This window comes from Segatella copri (assembly GCF_026015625.1).
GTDB classification, from domain to species: domain Bacteria; phylum Bacteroidota; class Bacteroidia; order Bacteroidales; family Bacteroidaceae; genus Prevotella; species Prevotella copri_H.
This window is the reverse complement of the sequence record NZ_JAPDVG010000001.1, coordinates 3,175,894-3,191,215: the sequence shown is the minus strand read 5'-3', so window position 1 is coordinate 3,191,215 and position 15,322 is coordinate 3,175,894. Positions and strand designations below refer to the sequence as shown.

Annotated in this window: 10 protein-coding genes; 1 reads left to right on the top strand and 9 read right to left on the bottom strand. The window is 46.5% G+C overall.

Features of this window, described 5'->3' with window-relative positions; translation table 11 throughout:
* Positions 1–24: 24 nt before the first annotated feature.
* Complete coding sequence (locus ONT19_RS13225) at positions 25–1,833, bottom strand: AMP-dependent synthetase/ligase (protein ID WP_264952159.1); 1,809 nt, start codon at positions 1,831–1,833, stop codon at positions 25–27.
* Positions 1,834–1,962: 129 nt separating this feature from the next.
* Between ONT19_RS13225 and ONT19_RS13220 the strand changes: the two genes are divergently transcribed.
* Positions 1,963–3,027: a M20 family metallo-hydrolase gene (locus ONT19_RS13220; protein WP_264952158.1), complete on the top strand. Its 1,065-nt coding sequence runs from the start codon at positions 1,963–1,965 to the stop codon at positions 3,025–3,027.
* A 47-nt stretch (positions 3,028–3,074) separates the two neighbouring features.
* Here the strand turns inward: ONT19_RS13220 and ONT19_RS13215 are convergent, their stop codons facing one another.
* The 8 genes from ONT19_RS13215 to ONT19_RS13180 all read right to left on the bottom strand — a co-directional run bounded on the left by ONT19_RS13215 (position 3,075) and on the right by ONT19_RS13180 (position 15,300).
* A complete protein-coding gene (locus ONT19_RS13215; protein ID WP_264952157.1) occupies positions 3,075–5,276 on the bottom strand; it encodes an alpha-amylase family glycosyl hydrolase in 2,202 nt (733 codons plus the stop codon).
* Between the two features lie 9 nt (positions 5,277–5,285).
* Entirely contained in the window at positions 5,286–6,095 is an 810-nt protein-coding gene (locus ONT19_RS13210) for a starch-binding protein (protein WP_264952156.1), read from the bottom strand.
* 410 nt (positions 6,096–6,505) lie between these two features.
* Positions 6,506–7,099 (bottom strand): transposase, encoded by a 594-nt coding sequence (locus tag ONT19_RS13205; RefSeq protein ID WP_234564780.1) that lies wholly within the window; start codon positions 7,097–7,099, stop codon positions 6,506–6,508.
* A 90-nt stretch (positions 7,100–7,189) separates the two neighbouring features.
* Positions 7,190–8,053, bottom strand: coding sequence for an Rpn family recombination-promoting nuclease/putative transposase (locus ONT19_RS13200; protein WP_234564779.1), 864 nt, complete (start codon positions 8,051–8,053; stop codon positions 7,190–7,192).
* Positions 8,054–8,745: 692 nt separating this feature from the next.
* Complete coding sequence (locus tag ONT19_RS13195; protein WP_264952067.1) at positions 8,746–10,203, bottom strand: IS1182 family transposase; 1,458 nt, start codon at positions 10,201–10,203, stop codon at positions 8,746–8,748.
* 175 nt (positions 10,204–10,378) lie between these two features.
* Positions 10,379–12,160 (bottom strand): murein hydrolase activator EnvC family protein, encoded by a 1,782-nt coding sequence (locus ONT19_RS13190; RefSeq protein ID WP_264952155.1) that lies wholly within the window; start codon positions 12,158–12,160, stop codon positions 10,379–10,381.
* A 50-nt stretch (positions 12,161–12,210) separates the two neighbouring features.
* Positions 12,211–13,125, bottom strand: coding sequence for a DUF4292 domain-containing protein (locus ONT19_RS13185; protein ID WP_264952154.1), 915 nt, complete (start codon positions 13,123–13,125; stop codon positions 12,211–12,213).
* A 327-nt stretch (positions 13,126–13,452) separates the two neighbouring features.
* A complete protein-coding gene (locus ONT19_RS13180) occupies positions 13,453–15,300 on the bottom strand; it encodes a tetratricopeptide repeat protein (protein ID WP_264952153.1) in 1,848 nt (615 codons plus the stop codon).
* Positions 15,301–15,322 lie beyond the last annotated feature (22 nt).

Below are 15,322 nucleotides of genomic sequence, written 5' to 3'. Positions count from 1 at the left end.
AAACTTTTAACTTTAAACTTTAGATTACTCCTCATACATCTTGTCAATCTCCGCCTTGTAGTTCTTGTTGATGATAGGGCGGCGAATCTTCAAGGTATTGGTCAACTCACCCGACTCCATAGAGAAGTGGTGAGCCAGGAGGGTAATGCGCTTAATCTGCTCATAATAAGCCAGATGCTGCTGGAGAATCTGGATACGGTCCATCAGCATCTTCTGCACCTTCTCGTTAGCACACAAATCTTCACGGCAGTTGAAGGCGATATGATGCTCACGTGCCCAGTCCTCCACGAGACGGAACTCTGGAACGACGAGGGCTGATACGAACTTGCGCTGGTCGGCAATCACAGCCACCTGATCGATAAACTTATCTACCAGGAGCAACGATTCTACCTGCTGCGGAGCGATATATTTACCATTCGATGTCTTGAACAGGTCCTTGATACGCTCGGTGAGATAAAGCTCGCCATCCTTCATATAGCCGGCATCACCGGTATGGAAGAATCCATCCTTGTCGAATGCCTTCGCATTGGTGGTATCACGATGATAATATCCCGGAGTGATGGTAGGACCTTTGAGGAGCACCTCATTATCCTCACCTATCTTTACCTGAATGCAGGAGATAGGGCGACCCACCGAACCCAGACTGCGTTTCTTGTCAGAATGATCGCAAGATACGGTGGCAAGACTCTCGGTCAGACCGTAACCCACCACCATATTGATACCGATGGCATGTACAAACTCCTCTACTTCCGGACTTACATAAGCACCCGCTGTAGGGAAGATATTCGGTTTTTCCAAGCCCAACTGCTTGCGAACCATGCTCAAAACGGTCTTGTTGATAATCTGATATTCCAACTCCAAGGTCAGAGGAGGGCGCTTGCAGTTTGCCAGATATTCTATATTCCGCTTCTTTCCTACTGCCAAGGCATGGTAGAAGAGTTTCTTCTGGATAGGACCGGCATCATCCATCTTTGCCTTTACGGCGATATAAACCTTCTCCCAGAAACGTGGCACACTACACATACAGGTAGGATGCATCTCTCTCATACTCTCCTGAATTTCATGAGGATAAGTATTGATGATGAGTTCGGCACCTTCGCTCAAGCAGAGGTAAGACCAGGCACGTTCAAAGATATGGGTGAATGGAAGGAAATCGATGACGCGGTCCTTGTCTGTAACAGGCACACACTCGTCGTTTGCCTTCAAAGCAGCATAATACTGACCATAGGTCAACATCACGCCCTTGCTATCTCCAGTTGTTCCACTGGTATAGAGGATATTAACCAAGTCATCCATACTTGCCTGCTTGTAGAGTTCCTCTACCTCCGTCTGACGAGGAAGATTCTCACCCAGCTTCAGGAAGTCCTTGAAATAGAGGGCTGCAGGATCGTGTGTACTGATGCGCACGCTGGAATCGAAGATGATGATACGTTCCAGAGATGGACAGAGGGCAAAGATACGGTGAGCCTTGTCATACTGCTCCTGTTCGCCAACAAAGAGGAAGCGAATCTGCGCATCATTAATCATATATTGAATCTGCTGCTCGCTGCTGTTGGCATAGAAAGGCACAGAGGTAACTCTGATACCGTACGCACCGAAGTCGGTGTACAGATAATGCACACAGTTCTGCGAGAAGACAGCGATTTTGTCAAGAGGTTTAGCCCCAAGATTCAGGAGGGCATTGCTCACTTGTTTCACTCTTAAGGAAAAGAGGTTGAATGAAACCGATTGCCACTGGTCGCTGCCAAACTTTCTGAAAGTTAAAGCAGTTTTCTCTCCCCATTTCTTGGCGAGATCATGTACCAGTACCGAAAGATGACTATTAATCTGCATAAGCTTATATTTATATTCTGATGCAAAGATAATAGAATTTGTCAAGAACACAAAATAAAAAGATATTTTTTCCACTTTATCTGCTCTTTTTTTCGTATCTTTGCCCCCAAAACAATAAAAAGAGAGATTATGATGACACAAGAAGAATATGTAAGCGATGCCGTGGATTTGCTGAAAAAGCTCATCTCCACCCCATCTGTAAGCAGAAACGAGAAGGAGGCTGCCGACATCATGGAGCAGACCATCCGCAAATATGGTTTCGAACCTCATCGTGAGGCGAACAACATCTGGATTATCGACCCTCATTACGATGAGAGCCGACCTACCCTGCTGCTCAACGCTCACATCGATACCGTGAAGCCTGTGGCTTCATGGACACGCAACCCGTTTTCACCGGATGTTGAAGAGGGTGTACTTTACGGTTTGGGCAGCAACGATTGCGGCGGCGGACTCTGTTCGCTCCTCCAGCTATTCAGAATGCTGACCGCAAAGCCTCAGCAGTATAATCTTATCTATCTGGCATCCGCCGAAGAAGAGGTGTCGGGAAAGGATGGCATTACCCGTGCCCTGCCTTTGCTTCCGCATATCGACCTTGCCATCGTAGGTGAACCTACCGGCATGAACCCGGCTGTTGCCGAAAAGGGACTGATGGTGCTGGATGTGATTGCTCACGGAAAGAGCGGTCATGCAGCCCGCAACGAGGGAGTAAACGCTATCTACGAGGCATTGGATGATATGCGATGGATTCGTAACTATAAGTTTGAGAAGGTAAGCGAGTTCCTGGGCCCTACCAAGATGACGCTTACCGTAGTGAATGCCGGAACCCAGCACAATGTGATTCCGGATAAGTGTACGATGCTTGTGGATATCCGCACCAACGAGTTCTACGACAACGAGGAGGTTTACAAGTTTATCTGCCAGCACCTGAAGAGCGAAGTAAAGGCTCACAGTTTCCGTCTGAAGTCATCCCGCATCGACCCGGCGCATCCTCTTATCAGGAAATGTGTAGCCATGGGCATGAAGCCATTCGGCAGTCCTACCCTCAGCGACCAGGCTCTGATGCACTTCCCTTCCTTCAAGTTGGGACCAGGAGAGTCTTCCCGCTCCCATTCAGCCGATGAATTTATCAAAATAAGCGAAATAGCTGATGCTATCGCCAAATACAAAGAACTCTTAGATGGCGCTGCCATCTAAGAGCTCTGCTCAATTCATCTAAATTATATATATGTTTACCTGCAGAATTACTTCACTACCTGTTCAGTAGAGGCATTCTCGCCATTAATAGGAGTACCGGCAGTACCATCGTTGATAAAGAACTTAGCCTTGAGATATGCCGTAGGAATCTGAACCTTATACCAACCAGTCTTACCATTATGAGAAGCAGATGCATCGTAAGTCATCTTGACTCCTGGCCATGCAGCAGAAGAGGTTGTGCCATTATAGAAGTAGCAATAAACATTCTCCCAGTTGGAAGCATTATCGAAGTAAACATACTCCGGATCAACGATCTCATCTTCATGTACCTTGGTAACAGTAGTGCTGTATGCTCCGTCAACATAGTAGCCGTGGTTGACAAACTCCACGTCAGCAGTTATCTTATTTCCATTACCATCCAAGAAAATGATTTGAGTAGGAGCACTTGTCTCGGTGCCATCATAAGTCCACTTGAAGACATTCTTTCCAGAAACACTCTTACCTACAAGAGGCAACTTTTTATTGATAGCATCATTCCAATCACCAGCATACTTAATTACAGGACTAACCTTGTTATTCCATACATATACGGCTGCTGCCGTATTGGATGTCTCCAAGAAACAGGAGATTTCGTCAGCCTTGCCCAAGGCTGGAACGTAAGCCTTCACTTTCTTGTAAGTTACCGAACCTGTTTCTGTCTTGCCTTCCTTGTCAGTTGCACCCCAAGTGATAGTGACATTCTTACCATAGGCAACATCAGCACCTACAGTAAACTGCTTGGCAGCAGTAAAATCCTGCTTAGCACCATCATTCACCTGAATCCAGGCAGAAACAGCATTCAAAGGAGTAGCAGTCACAGTGAGAGACTCATCAGAGAAGGCTGTGCCATCAGCTGGATTGAAAACAACCTCAGGAGTCAGCACGATAGGACCAGCATTATAGATGACAGCAATACCTGACTCGCCAACATGACCAGAGATTGTAGAAGCATTGACGGTGAAAGCACCACCGCCTACCATATCCTTATAAGTACCAGACTTGAGCCACTTGCCGTCGCCAGCACCATTGGCTACAGTCACGTCACGATCAGAACCACTTCCCAATACGATAATAGCGCCACTCTTACGAACCTGAGCACAAACGCCATTACCTTTTACATAATAGTTTGGCTCGCCAGCACAAACGTTGTGCATGTGGTTTACCTGAGCTACTTCAGCATCTTTGAAGTGAACACTTCCCTTATCACCAAATTTGATATCATTCTTTGCCTTCTGAGCAGGACGGGAGAAATAAAGAGCTGTAGCACCATTATTACCAGCTACAACTGCATAAGCACGGTCGATAACATTCTGGCTTTTATTCTTTGACTCACCACCATCGTTGGCATAAGTATCATGGCTTTCACCCCAATAAACCAACTTTTCTGTCTTTGCTTTTCTCTGATTGAAATTGCCAACAGACTCGTTGATAGAACCACCAGCAAAAGAATTGGCAAAGCCGTTACCATAACCATTATCGGTAATGCTCATGTAGGTTTGATACTCTGGGAAAAGGACATTATCATTACCACCAGTACTGTCAAGGATCTCACCATAGTTGTACATCTCCTGGTCTACCACGTTCTGCATAAAAGAGTCACCCTCAGAAGGCAAACCGATGTGCTTGATAGCATCCCAACGGATACCATCCACGCCACAGGCCTTCAAATCCTGGATGTATTGTTTGATGATGGCTTGCACAGTAGGATTGTTGGTATCGAGGTCCCACATACCAATCATGCCAAATGTCACCTGATGACGGTCGTGCCAGTTACCCACACCAAATCGTTCATGATAAAGACTCACGTCCTTCAAGCGTTCAGCCACGTTAGGATGGTCGGTATGGTTGGCAACAACATCCACAATCACCTTGACACCATACTCATGAGCCTTAGCACAGAGAGCCTTCAGATCAGCTTCAGTACCAAGACCATTACCTATTTTAAAGTCGTATGGACGATAAACATCATACCAGACGGATCCTTTACCTGCTCTTTCGTGAACAGGAGAAGTCTGAACGGCAGTAAAGCCTGCCTTGGCGATATTAGGAATTTCTTCCTGGATATCTGCCAACGTCCAGTCGAAGCAATGAAGGATGACACCATCCTGAATATTGTCTTTAAGACCATATTTGTTGTCTGCAAAGATGTTGGATGCCATGGTGAACAGCATCACCAACATCAGAAGACCATAATTGATTGTCTTTTTCATAATCTGTTATTATTTTCTGATGATTACTTTCTTACCATTGTGAATATAGAGACCAGCCTGAGTAGGCTTCTTGATACGGATACCTGTGATAGAATACCAGGCATCATCGGTTGTCTTCTTCACAGCTGTGATGGTAGTATTCTCTATGGCTGTAACAACCTTACCATTTACATAAACCGTTTCTCCCTGAAGAGTTGAACCTGCTTCGCCATTATTGATGACGAAACAACCTGTAAGGAAAGCAGCAGGAACCTCCAAAGAATAATAGCCTTTCTTGCCGTTATACTCAGTCTCTTCGTCGAGCTGCATCTTCACGCCAGGCCATTCTACAGAAGCCTCAGTTCCGTTATAAATATAGCAATATACATTCTTCAGGTTCTCTATTGTATTATCAAAGAACACCTTTACCTTGCCTGCAGGAGCAGTCTCAATGGTCTTGGTATATTTACCTTCTACATAATATCCATGATTCTTGAATTCCTGATCACCGCCATTCAGTTTCTGCCCACCATCATGAGAAAAAATCACACCAGTAGGAATTTCAGTACCAACTGTATATGTCCATTTAAAGACATTCTTGCCATCTTTAGTTCCCATCAAGGTCATGGCATCTCCAGGCCAAGCAGCAGTAGTAAACTGTTTAACCTTGTCATTCCATGCCCAAATCTTGGCATTGTCATAACTTGTTTCCAAGAACACGGAGATTTCATTTTCCGTTACCACTGGTGTATAGTCTGCCGCAAGTGCTGAAACTGGAGCCATGAAGGTCATGCTCAGCAGCAATACCAGTGTACAAATCAACGTATAAAATTTCTGCATAAACAAAATGTATTAAGTTTGAATTATAAGATTTCGTCGGCAAAAATAAGAATACTTTTTGAAAAAAGCAGATGAAGAAAAGTTAAATAAATAGCATAAAAAAAAGACAATCGTTTGCACAATTTGCAAGCGATTGCCTTCTATTTTCTGACTTAATAACAGAACTTTCGCATGTGGCTTAAGTACGGGCTGAAGGCCCAAAAGCTCCAGAAGCAGCACGCCCTGAAGGCCCAGAAGCTCCAGAAGCAGCACGCCCTGAAAGGGCAGAAGCTCCTAGCCCAGGGCAGCGCCCTGGGTATAATGACAATCAGCAAGACGCCCTGTAAGGGCAAAAGCTTTCAAATACCTGGCAAAAACTTTCAAATACCTGGCAATATACAAAGCTTTTGCCCTTACAACACCAATCTTCCTTAATCCCGGAACACGAATTTTTCATTATATTCCACATTATATAATTCCAAGAATGCTCTATATTCCTCTGCAAACGAATGCTTGGTGTGATGCTCTTTCTGATTATCAATATATTGCAATGTTTTGTCCACAACGGATTGACTGATGGAATATGCGGCATAACCACCCTGCCATGCGAAAAAATGATAATAACCCGGATCAAGGTCCTTTATCCATCTACTGCTGTTTCGCTTGATTTCCTCAACAATTTCGGAAATCGTGACATCTTTTGATAATATAAACAATACATGAACATGATCGCCTATACCACCAGCCTTTATCTCGGTACATCCCGCTGCCTTTACAAGTTTGCCGATATAACTATGGAGTCGTTCCAAATCATTTTCACGGATTTGGGGGCTCGTTGATTTGATGTGGAAAATCAAATGGATGTAAATCTTTGATAAGGATTGCGCCATAATTTTAAAGCTTTTGCCCTTACAGGGCGTTGGTTTGTATATCATAATACCCAGGGCGTTGCCCTGGGCTAGGAGCTTCTGCCCTTTACCTTTCCCTTCGGCCGGTGACCGTTGGTTCAGGGCGTGTGGGGACATGATGGCCTTCTGATGCCTTGGGGCGTGTGGGGACATGATGGTGTTCTGATGCCTGGGGCGTGTGGAGCTTACATGCGAAACTTGAGTTTTTTATGAATTGCTCAGATTCTTAATGATTTCCAAAGGTAGCTGGGTAGCTTTGGAAACCTGTTCGGCAGAAAGTCCCATTGCCAGCAAACGTTGTGCTGTTTCTGTGTTGGCCTCATGCTTGCCTTTTTCCATACCTTCTTCCATTCCTTTCTGGTATCTGTCATCCAGAAGGGTTCTTTCAACACTTACCGAATCCCAGAATTTATCATAGGCACGGAGTTCGGCATCTGTAAAGCCGGAAACTTCAAGATCTTCTACGGCTTTTCCAATCTCCGGATCATTGAGCAGGTCGGCAGGAATATCCTTCGTATTGGAATTGATTTCCGTGAGGAAACGGAGCCACAAGACCATCATGCGCTTATCGGCAATGGAATGAGGAGTGAACTTAGGGAGTTCAATGAAGGTGAAATGCAAGCCCTCGATGACCTTATTGCTGTCCTTATCGTGCACGATGCGGTAGTTGTGGATAAAATCCGGAGTATCATGCGCAAAGATATCATTTATCAGGTTGAGAGAATACACTGGTTGAAGTTCGCTGTATTTTCCTCCCTTTTTTGCCTGACTCACATAGAGCTTGGATGCATTGAACAGTACTCGCTGCTGGAATGCATCAGACCATTCCATCTGCATTTCCACGCAGAACTTCCTGCCTCTGACATCCGTGCAGAGTACATCCACTATGGTGTTCTTGCCTCCTTCGAGCTGAGGCACAAGTTCTGTAGGCAGATACTTTATCTCGTGTATCTGCTCTTCTTCGCTGAGTGGCAGGAGGGCGTTCAGAAGACTAATCAGTCTTTTAGGATGATTGCCGAATATCTTCTTGAACGTGAGGTCTGCCTTAGGGTCTAAGTACTTCATAACCATCTGTTTTAAAATTCTATAGCGCAAAGTTACGACTTTATTTTCAAACCCGCAAGAGTTTTCTAGGATTTTTAAAGGTAAAAAAGTAAAAAGGTAAAAAAGTAAAGATTTTGCTATCCCAATACTATCTGATAACTTTTTCTAAAACTTTTCGACCTGTATGGTTGAAATTACCCAATACGCCCTGAACCAACGGTCACCGGCCGAAGGGAATTGAAAATCGCTGGCCGAAGGGTAAAGCAAAGGTAAAGCCCAGAAGCTCCAGAAGCAGCACGCCCTGAAAGCCCAAAAGCTCCAGAAGCAGCACGCCCTGAAAGGGCAGAAGCTCCAGAAGCAGCACGCCCTGAAAGGGCAGAAGCTCCTAGCCCAGGGCAACGCCCTGGGTATAATAGCAATCAGCAAGGCGCCCTGTAAGGGCAAAAGCTTTATTTATGGCCTGGTATTTTAAAGCTTTTGCCCTTACAGGGCGACAGGTTTGCGACCGTAATAACCCAGGGCGATGCCCTGGGAGGGCACTGAAAAAGGTACCCAATTTTAAGTTGCATAGCTTGTTTTTGAACTTTAATTCTTGTCCAAGACGCATTTCATCTTTTAAAAGTGAAATACTTTTTTGGACAGGAATATAGTCTCAAACAGCTTTCTATAGCGTTTCTGGCGTTTAATTCGGCAATATATAGAGAAATCTACTTCCCCCCTTATGCATTTTGCATCAATTTGATGATTCTCTTCACATTTGCAGCGAAAATAGTCAAAGCTCCCTGCATTTCCATGCACGACAAACCGTATGACAGGGCTCTGTCATATCCTAAGACATTCTTAAGTTCGGAGTTTTTGGCTTCTATCTTGTATCGTTTCCTCTGAAGATTTATAAACTCTTCTGTTTTTTGATATTCGATTTGCTCCAACTGTTCATCCGATTTGATGGTAACCGCATATGTTTTTGTCTTGGCTCCTTCCTTGTAGCAACCTTCACGTAATGGACAGACCTTGCATTTGTCCACATCAAAATAATAGGTAATGCTGGAGTTTCTGTGACGCTTGTCATTTTTGCGATAATTCATCTCTTTCCATTTCGCCAGATGCCCTGCTGGGCAGACGTACAGATCTGCATCCTTGTTGTATTCAAAAGGGAGTTTGTTTGTTCGATTACCGTCAATTACAGAGCTTAAACGAGCAGAGAGGCGCATATTGTTTTCCTTTGCCATTTTGAGATTCTCCTTGCTGGAATATGCCTTATCTGCTACTATGGAATCAACTTCCATTCCTGCTTCCTCTGTCTTTTTTATCAATTCTGGCAATTGCTGTCCATCACCCTTCTCGCCGGAGGTGACGGTAGCTGCGGTGATAATTCTCTCATCGCTCATAGCTATATGCGTCTTATAGCCAAAGAATGAAGAATGCGCTGTTTTATGTCCTGTACGGGCATCTGCATCTTTTGATATTACGCCTCGGGTCTCTGCGTCTGAAATGGTTTCTTTCAGCATATTGAGACGCTCCTTGACTGCAGGCATATTGGCAGTTGCAGCATCAGCTTCCACCGTAGCAACTATCGTTTTGGCTGCAGTCATGATAGAAGAATACTTCTTTTCTTTTGGAAGCTCAGGCAATTCCATGCTGTCATCCACAGAATTAACGACCTTGATTACGGCCTTGCAATAATACTCCAAACTCTTTGCTGCACTGATAGGGTTGGAACGAGAATGCGTATGGGTTGCATCAACAATGATGGTTCTAGACTTGAGGACACCTGCTTCTATAGCAATAGAAACAGTCTTCTTGATAAGAAGATCCAACAGGTCCATATCCTTCAGACGAAGTCGACGGAATTTGGTCAAGGAACTAGGATTAATCAGATTAGTCTCCTCAGGAGTTAATCCCAAGAAGTACTTAAACGACATATCATAGCGAGTACGTTCAACAACATCAACATCCGATATGTCATAGATTACCTTTAAAAGAAGATACTTAAACATACGGATAGGACTCTCTGCTGTACGACCATTGTCATGACAATACTTGTCCTGCAATTCCTGGTATACGAAACGAAAGTCCACCAGGTCAGTAATCTGGCGGAGCAGGTTGTCTTTTGGGATAATCAAGTCATACAAACTTGAATAATCACTGAATGATATGGTCTGTTGTTGCTCTAGCATAATCCTTGTATTTTTCTACAAAGATACAAAAAATATTGCACATATGCAACTTTTGGGTACACTATTTCAAAGATCGAATGTTAAACTAACATAACCCATGAAGGGACTTTTTCAGTGCCCTCCCAGGGCTAGGAGCTTCTGCCCTTTCAGGGCGTGTGGGGGAACTATTCATACATTATCTGCTCAGCCAAGCCTCCGGATTGAGCTTGGCAGTCTCCTTGCGAAGCTGGAACTGGAGGATGTTTTCAGAGCCAACACTACCCAAAGCCTGACGGGTACGTACCTTCTGACCCTTATGAACGCTGACCGATTTCAGATTACAGTAAACAGAGATGTAGGCACCATGACGGACCAGCACGTTCCACATGCCACCATAACCGAAGACGGCACTCACCTCACCATCGTAGATGCTGCGAGCCACACAACCCGGCTTGCCCTGGATATTGATACCCTTATTGTCGAGCGTTACGCCCTTCAAGCCTTCCACATTATACTGACCGAAATGACTCACCACACGGTAACTGCCGCTGATAGGCATCGGCAATCTACCACGGTTAGCCTCGAATCCACCGCTCAGCATGCGGTCTACCGAACTCAAGGTAGAAGCCTCCTGTGCCTCCTTCTTGGCAGCGGCAATCTCACGGGTACTGCGTTCCGCATCCATCTTCGCCTTCAACTCGGCAGCCTGTCTTTCAGCCTCCGCCTTTCTTGCAGCCTGTTCGGCAGCAGCCTCACGGGCAGCCTGTTCTGCGGCGGCACGCTTGGCAGCCTCGGCAGCAGCACGCGCCCTAGCCTGCGCTTTTGCCTTCGCCTTAGCCTCAGCCTGGGCAGCAGCCTCCTCCTGAGCCTTTCTTGCAGCCTCGGCAGCCAGTCTTGCTTCTTCAGCCGCCTTTCTGCGGGCAGCTTCGGCAGCAGCCTCACGCGCCTTGGCTTCGGCTATACGACGGGCATTCTCCCTGGCAGCAGCCTCGGCAGCAGCTTTCTTGCGAGCCAGTTCCTCGGCACGTTTCTTGGCGGCAGCAGCGGCAGCGGCCTTCTTCTTAGCCTCGGCAGCAGCACGGGCACGAGCCTTGGCTACTTCCTGAGCAATCAAGCGGTCAATCTGAGCGTTGATTGCCGCATCTTTCTTACGCTGGTCGGCAATGACAGCCTGAATGGTCTTCTGCTGTTTCTGCAGTCCCTGCACCATCTCCTGCTGCTGGGTCTGCTTGCCTTCCAATACCGTTTTCTCCTGCTTACCCTTATATAATAAGGTGTTCTTATGTCCCTTAACATGCTGCAACTGCTGGTGCTTCTCGTTCACCTGCTTCTGCTTAGCCTTTACAGCCTCGCCCTGCACCTTCTGATAGGAAGAATACTGGCGGATGAAGGAAAGGCGGCGATACATCTGTGTCAGATTCTTGGCACTGAAGATGAACATCAGCTTGTCCTGAACCGTATGATGACGGCTCATATAGCGCATGGAACGGATATACTTGTTCTTGCGGTCCTGCAACTGTTGCTGAAGCGTTTTCAACTGTGCCTGCAGAATGCCGATATTGCCGTCAATATGATGGATATCCTTCTGGATACCGTCAATCTTCTTCTGACGCTGGTCTATTTCTCCGTTCAGCGCCATCAGGTCTTCAAGACGTTTCTTCACATCCGCCTTATTTCTCTGCAAAGCCTGCTCCTGCTCTCTGATCTTCTTCCGGATAGAAGCGCGCTGTCCCTGCAAACCTCGGATAGAGGCATTGCTATAGGTTGCCGCCTTGCGTTCTGCCCTGGTTGGCGCAGCTGGTTTGTATGTCTTTCTGGCCGCATGACTTCTGCTGTTCGTCTTTCTGGCAGGAGTAGCAGCCTTCTTTTTCGCAGTTACGGCAGTCTTTCTCACCGGCTTCTTCTGGGCAGAATGCTTCTGCGCAAAAGGTGCGAGCGAGAAGGTGATTGCCATGATGAATAATAAGATTCGCTTCATTTCTTATATTAAAAACCCATGTTCTATAATTTCAAACTCTTGATGAGCATCTACATACTCAATATCTTGCTGAGCACATCTGCTGGAGAAATCTGCTTGTATTTGCTGGAAATCTCGGTCTGAGTACTCCATTTGCTGTCGGTCTTCACCTGATTCAATTCCAGACTAATCTTAGCCTCCTGCTTTTTCCTGGTAGCAGTAGTGGTCATCGCCAGATTCAGGGAGGCAGGGAACATCTTGACGCCTACACTCTTGAAGTTGCCGTAGTCGACGTGGAGATTGGAGGTGCCGTTCTGCGCACTCTTATAGACAACATCTGCAGCTGTGATACGGCCGGTAGTGCGGTTGGCTGTCCAGGCATAGGTCATATTGCCGTTTCTGAAACTAACCGGCACAGCATCTCCTGCCACATCCAGTCTGGCATCAAACTTCTTCAGGTCTGATTCCTTCACAGTCCTTTCGCCCGGCAGGAGCAGCTGGTTCCAGAAGAGAGCCTGCAGAGAATAGAAGGAGATGCCCTGCTTCTTGAGGAAGTCTACCTGGGTATAATCTGCCTTGATATATTCCTTGTGCAGACGGTCGATGATAAGTACATGGTCGGGAGTAAACTCCAGACGGCCCACCTCTGTACCCAAGATAGGAATAAAGAGCTGGATGCGGATGATTTCATCCTTGCGCATGCTCAGTTTGCCCGGCACAGTAATGTCCTTATCACCAGCCTGGAGAGTAAACGACATGTTGCCTACAATATTCCTGGTATACACCTGATTGTCTGAAACCTTCTGTACGAAAGCCAACTTCCTGAGCGTCTCACTCTGACGGGAGCCAGAACCCTTGGTGGCATTCTCTTTCTGATGACTGGCTGATGAGGAGCCAGAGCCCTGTACATTCTTGCTGGTTCCGCAAGAACCGAGGAGCAGGATGCTGCAGGCTGCGGCAAGCAGCATCATCTTATTCTTCTTCATTGTATATTTCATCTTTCCTGATTTTTCTACTTTCCGTTTATTTCTTCTTACTGAAGTTTCGCAAGTAAGCCCCACACGCCCTGAAAGGGCAGAAGCTCCTAGCCCAGGGCATCGCCCTGGGTGTTTATGGGCGCAAACCTGTCGCCCTGTAAGGGCAAAAGCTTTCAAATACCTGGCAACATACAAAGCTTTTGCCCTTACAGGGCGCCTTGCTGATTGCTATTATACCCAGGGCGCTGCCCTGGGCTAGGAGCTTCTGCCCTTTCAGGGCGTGCTGCTTCTGGAGCTTTTGGGCCTTCAGCCCGTACTTGAACCACATGCGAAAGTTCAGTTCTTACCTCTTCTAACTGACTTCTTCGTAGCTGCAGGTTTCTGCTTTGGCGCATTACGCTTCTTCAGTTCTTCTTCGGTAATATATTGTCTGTTTTTAATCTTCCATGCCAGCACCTCAGTCTGGTTCTCGCCGGTATAGGCTTTTTTCCAGAAATCTACGGATTCATCGGCCATACCATTCATATAATAGATATCTCCGGCATGCTCAATAACCGTACTGTTATCTGCGGTGGAATCGCGGTTTTTGAGTGCCTGGTCTATATAGGTCTTGGCATCAGCATAGCGTTCTTCCATAAAGAGAATCCAGGCATAGGTATCCAGATAAGTACCGTTGTTCGGCTCCGCCTTGATGGTCTTGTAGCTCATCGCCTCAGCCTTATGCAGGTCAACGCCCTTCTCGCTGAGATAGTAGGCATAGTTGTTCAGCGCCATCACGTTGTCATCTTTCCATTGCAGACAGGAGTCGTAAGCCGCAAAGGCTTCCTGCTCTTCACCTTTCTTATGAAGAATATCGCCGGTTACGGCATAGAGGTCAGAAACCAGGTCAGCCGGCGACTGTGCATTCACCTGCGCCAATCCGAGACGGAACTCACGGAGCGCCTCGTCTTCCTTATCTTTCTGATAATACGCCATTCCACCGAAGTAATAGAACACCATTTCTTCGGGATTATACTCCTGAGCCGCCTTACATTGCAGGGAAACCAGGTCATATTTCTTCTCGTTCCAGAGCATCTGTACGAGTTGCATTCTGGCATTCACGTTATCCGGAGCTATGGTAAGCACCTTTTCGAAGGCACGGCAAACAGAGTCGGCAGGCATCTTCTTCAAACTCATATAAGCAGCTCTCATCTCTGCCACTTCGGCTGACGGATGAGCCACGTTGAGCGCCTTGTCAAACAGCGCAATCACCTTGGTAGAATCGCCCCCTTCGCTCTCGTTCTTCTGAATGAAAGAGCGGTACATCATCACCTTGGTCTCCAGATCCGATTTCGGACTCATCAATATCTTATCGAGCATCTGCCCGGCAAGCTGCTCCTGACGGGTGGCATTATAATAGTCGTAAAGAGACATCTGGGCATAGGAATTGTCAGGCTCTTCCTTCAACACATCGGTAAAGCACTTGTAAGCTTCCTTCTGGCGGTCGTGCTGTACGAGCCAGTTGCCCAGCATTGTCTTGTACTGCATATCCAGCGGATGCTGGTCTACCAGCGACTTCAGTTCCTGATAGGCAGCCTTCTTGTCGTTCATCAGTTCATAAACTCTCATTTTAGAGAGGGTAAACTGTTCGCTTTCACCTTCTTCCACTTCAAGACGCGAAATGGTTTTGAGTACTGATTTATAATCCTTATTCTGGGAATAAAGCTGAACCAGGATGCGGAGGGCATCGGTATTATCGTGGTTTTTGGCATACAGATTCTCATAGGCATCGATGGCAAGATCGTATTTCTGACTACCTATATAATATCTGCCCAACTGCTCTGCATAGGTCTGGTTTTCCGGATTCAGTTCTATTGCCTTCTGCATATAGGCAAGTGCCAGGGAATCCTGCTTGAGCTGAGAATAGAAAAGCGACTCATAGAAATAGGTTTCAGCCGCCTTCGGGTCAATCTTCCGGGCATGCTCAAAGAGGTCGAAAGCTGCCGAATAATTGCCGGCAGCCTGCTGGCGCGCTCCCTCCAGGAAGAAATAGTTGTAGCGCTGGCGGTCGTTCGGAGAGAGATGATCCTCCTGAACCGCCGGCTTCTGAACCGGCTGCACCTTCTTTTTACGGGCAAGCGACGGCATGGCTACCGAACCCAGCAAGACCAGCCCCATTGCCCAACTGATATTTCTAAGATTCATCTTCACGATTCTAATCCTTTCT

Coding starts and splice junctions, on each gene's coding strand:
- ONT19_RS13225 (WP_264952159.1), bottom strand. CDS start 1,833: ATGCAGATTAATAGTCATCTTTCGGTACTGGTACATGATCTCGCCAAG.
- ONT19_RS13220 (WP_264952158.1), top strand. CDS start 1,963: ATGATGACACAAGAAGAATATGTAAGCGATGCCGTGGATTTGCTGAAA.
- ONT19_RS13215 (WP_264952157.1), bottom strand. CDS start 5,276: ATGAAAAAGACAATCAATTATGGTCTTCTGATGTTGGTGATGCTGTTC.
- ONT19_RS13210 (WP_264952156.1), bottom strand. CDS start 6,095: ATGCAGAAATTTTATACGTTGATTTGTACACTGGTATTGCTGCTGAGC.
- ONT19_RS13205 (WP_234564780.1), bottom strand. CDS start 7,099: ATGTCCCCACACGCCCTGAACCAACGGTCACCGGCCGAAGGGAAAGGT.
- ONT19_RS13200 (WP_234564779.1), bottom strand. CDS start 8,053: ATGGTTATGAAGTACTTAGACCCTAAGGCAGACCTCACGTTCAAGAAG.
- ONT19_RS13195 (WP_264952067.1), bottom strand. CDS start 10,203: ATGCTAGAGCAACAACAGACCATATCATTCAGTGATTATTCAAGTTTG.
- ONT19_RS13190 (WP_264952155.1), bottom strand. CDS start 12,160: ATGAAGCGAATCTTATTATTCATCATGGCAATCACCTTCTCGCTCGCA.
- ONT19_RS13185 (WP_264952154.1), bottom strand. CDS start 13,125: ATGAAGAAGAATAAGATGATGCTGCTTGCCGCAGCCTGCAGCATCCTG.
- ONT19_RS13180 (WP_264952153.1), bottom strand. CDS start 15,300: ATGAATCTTAGAAATATCAGTTGGGCAATGGGGCTGGTCTTGCTGGGT.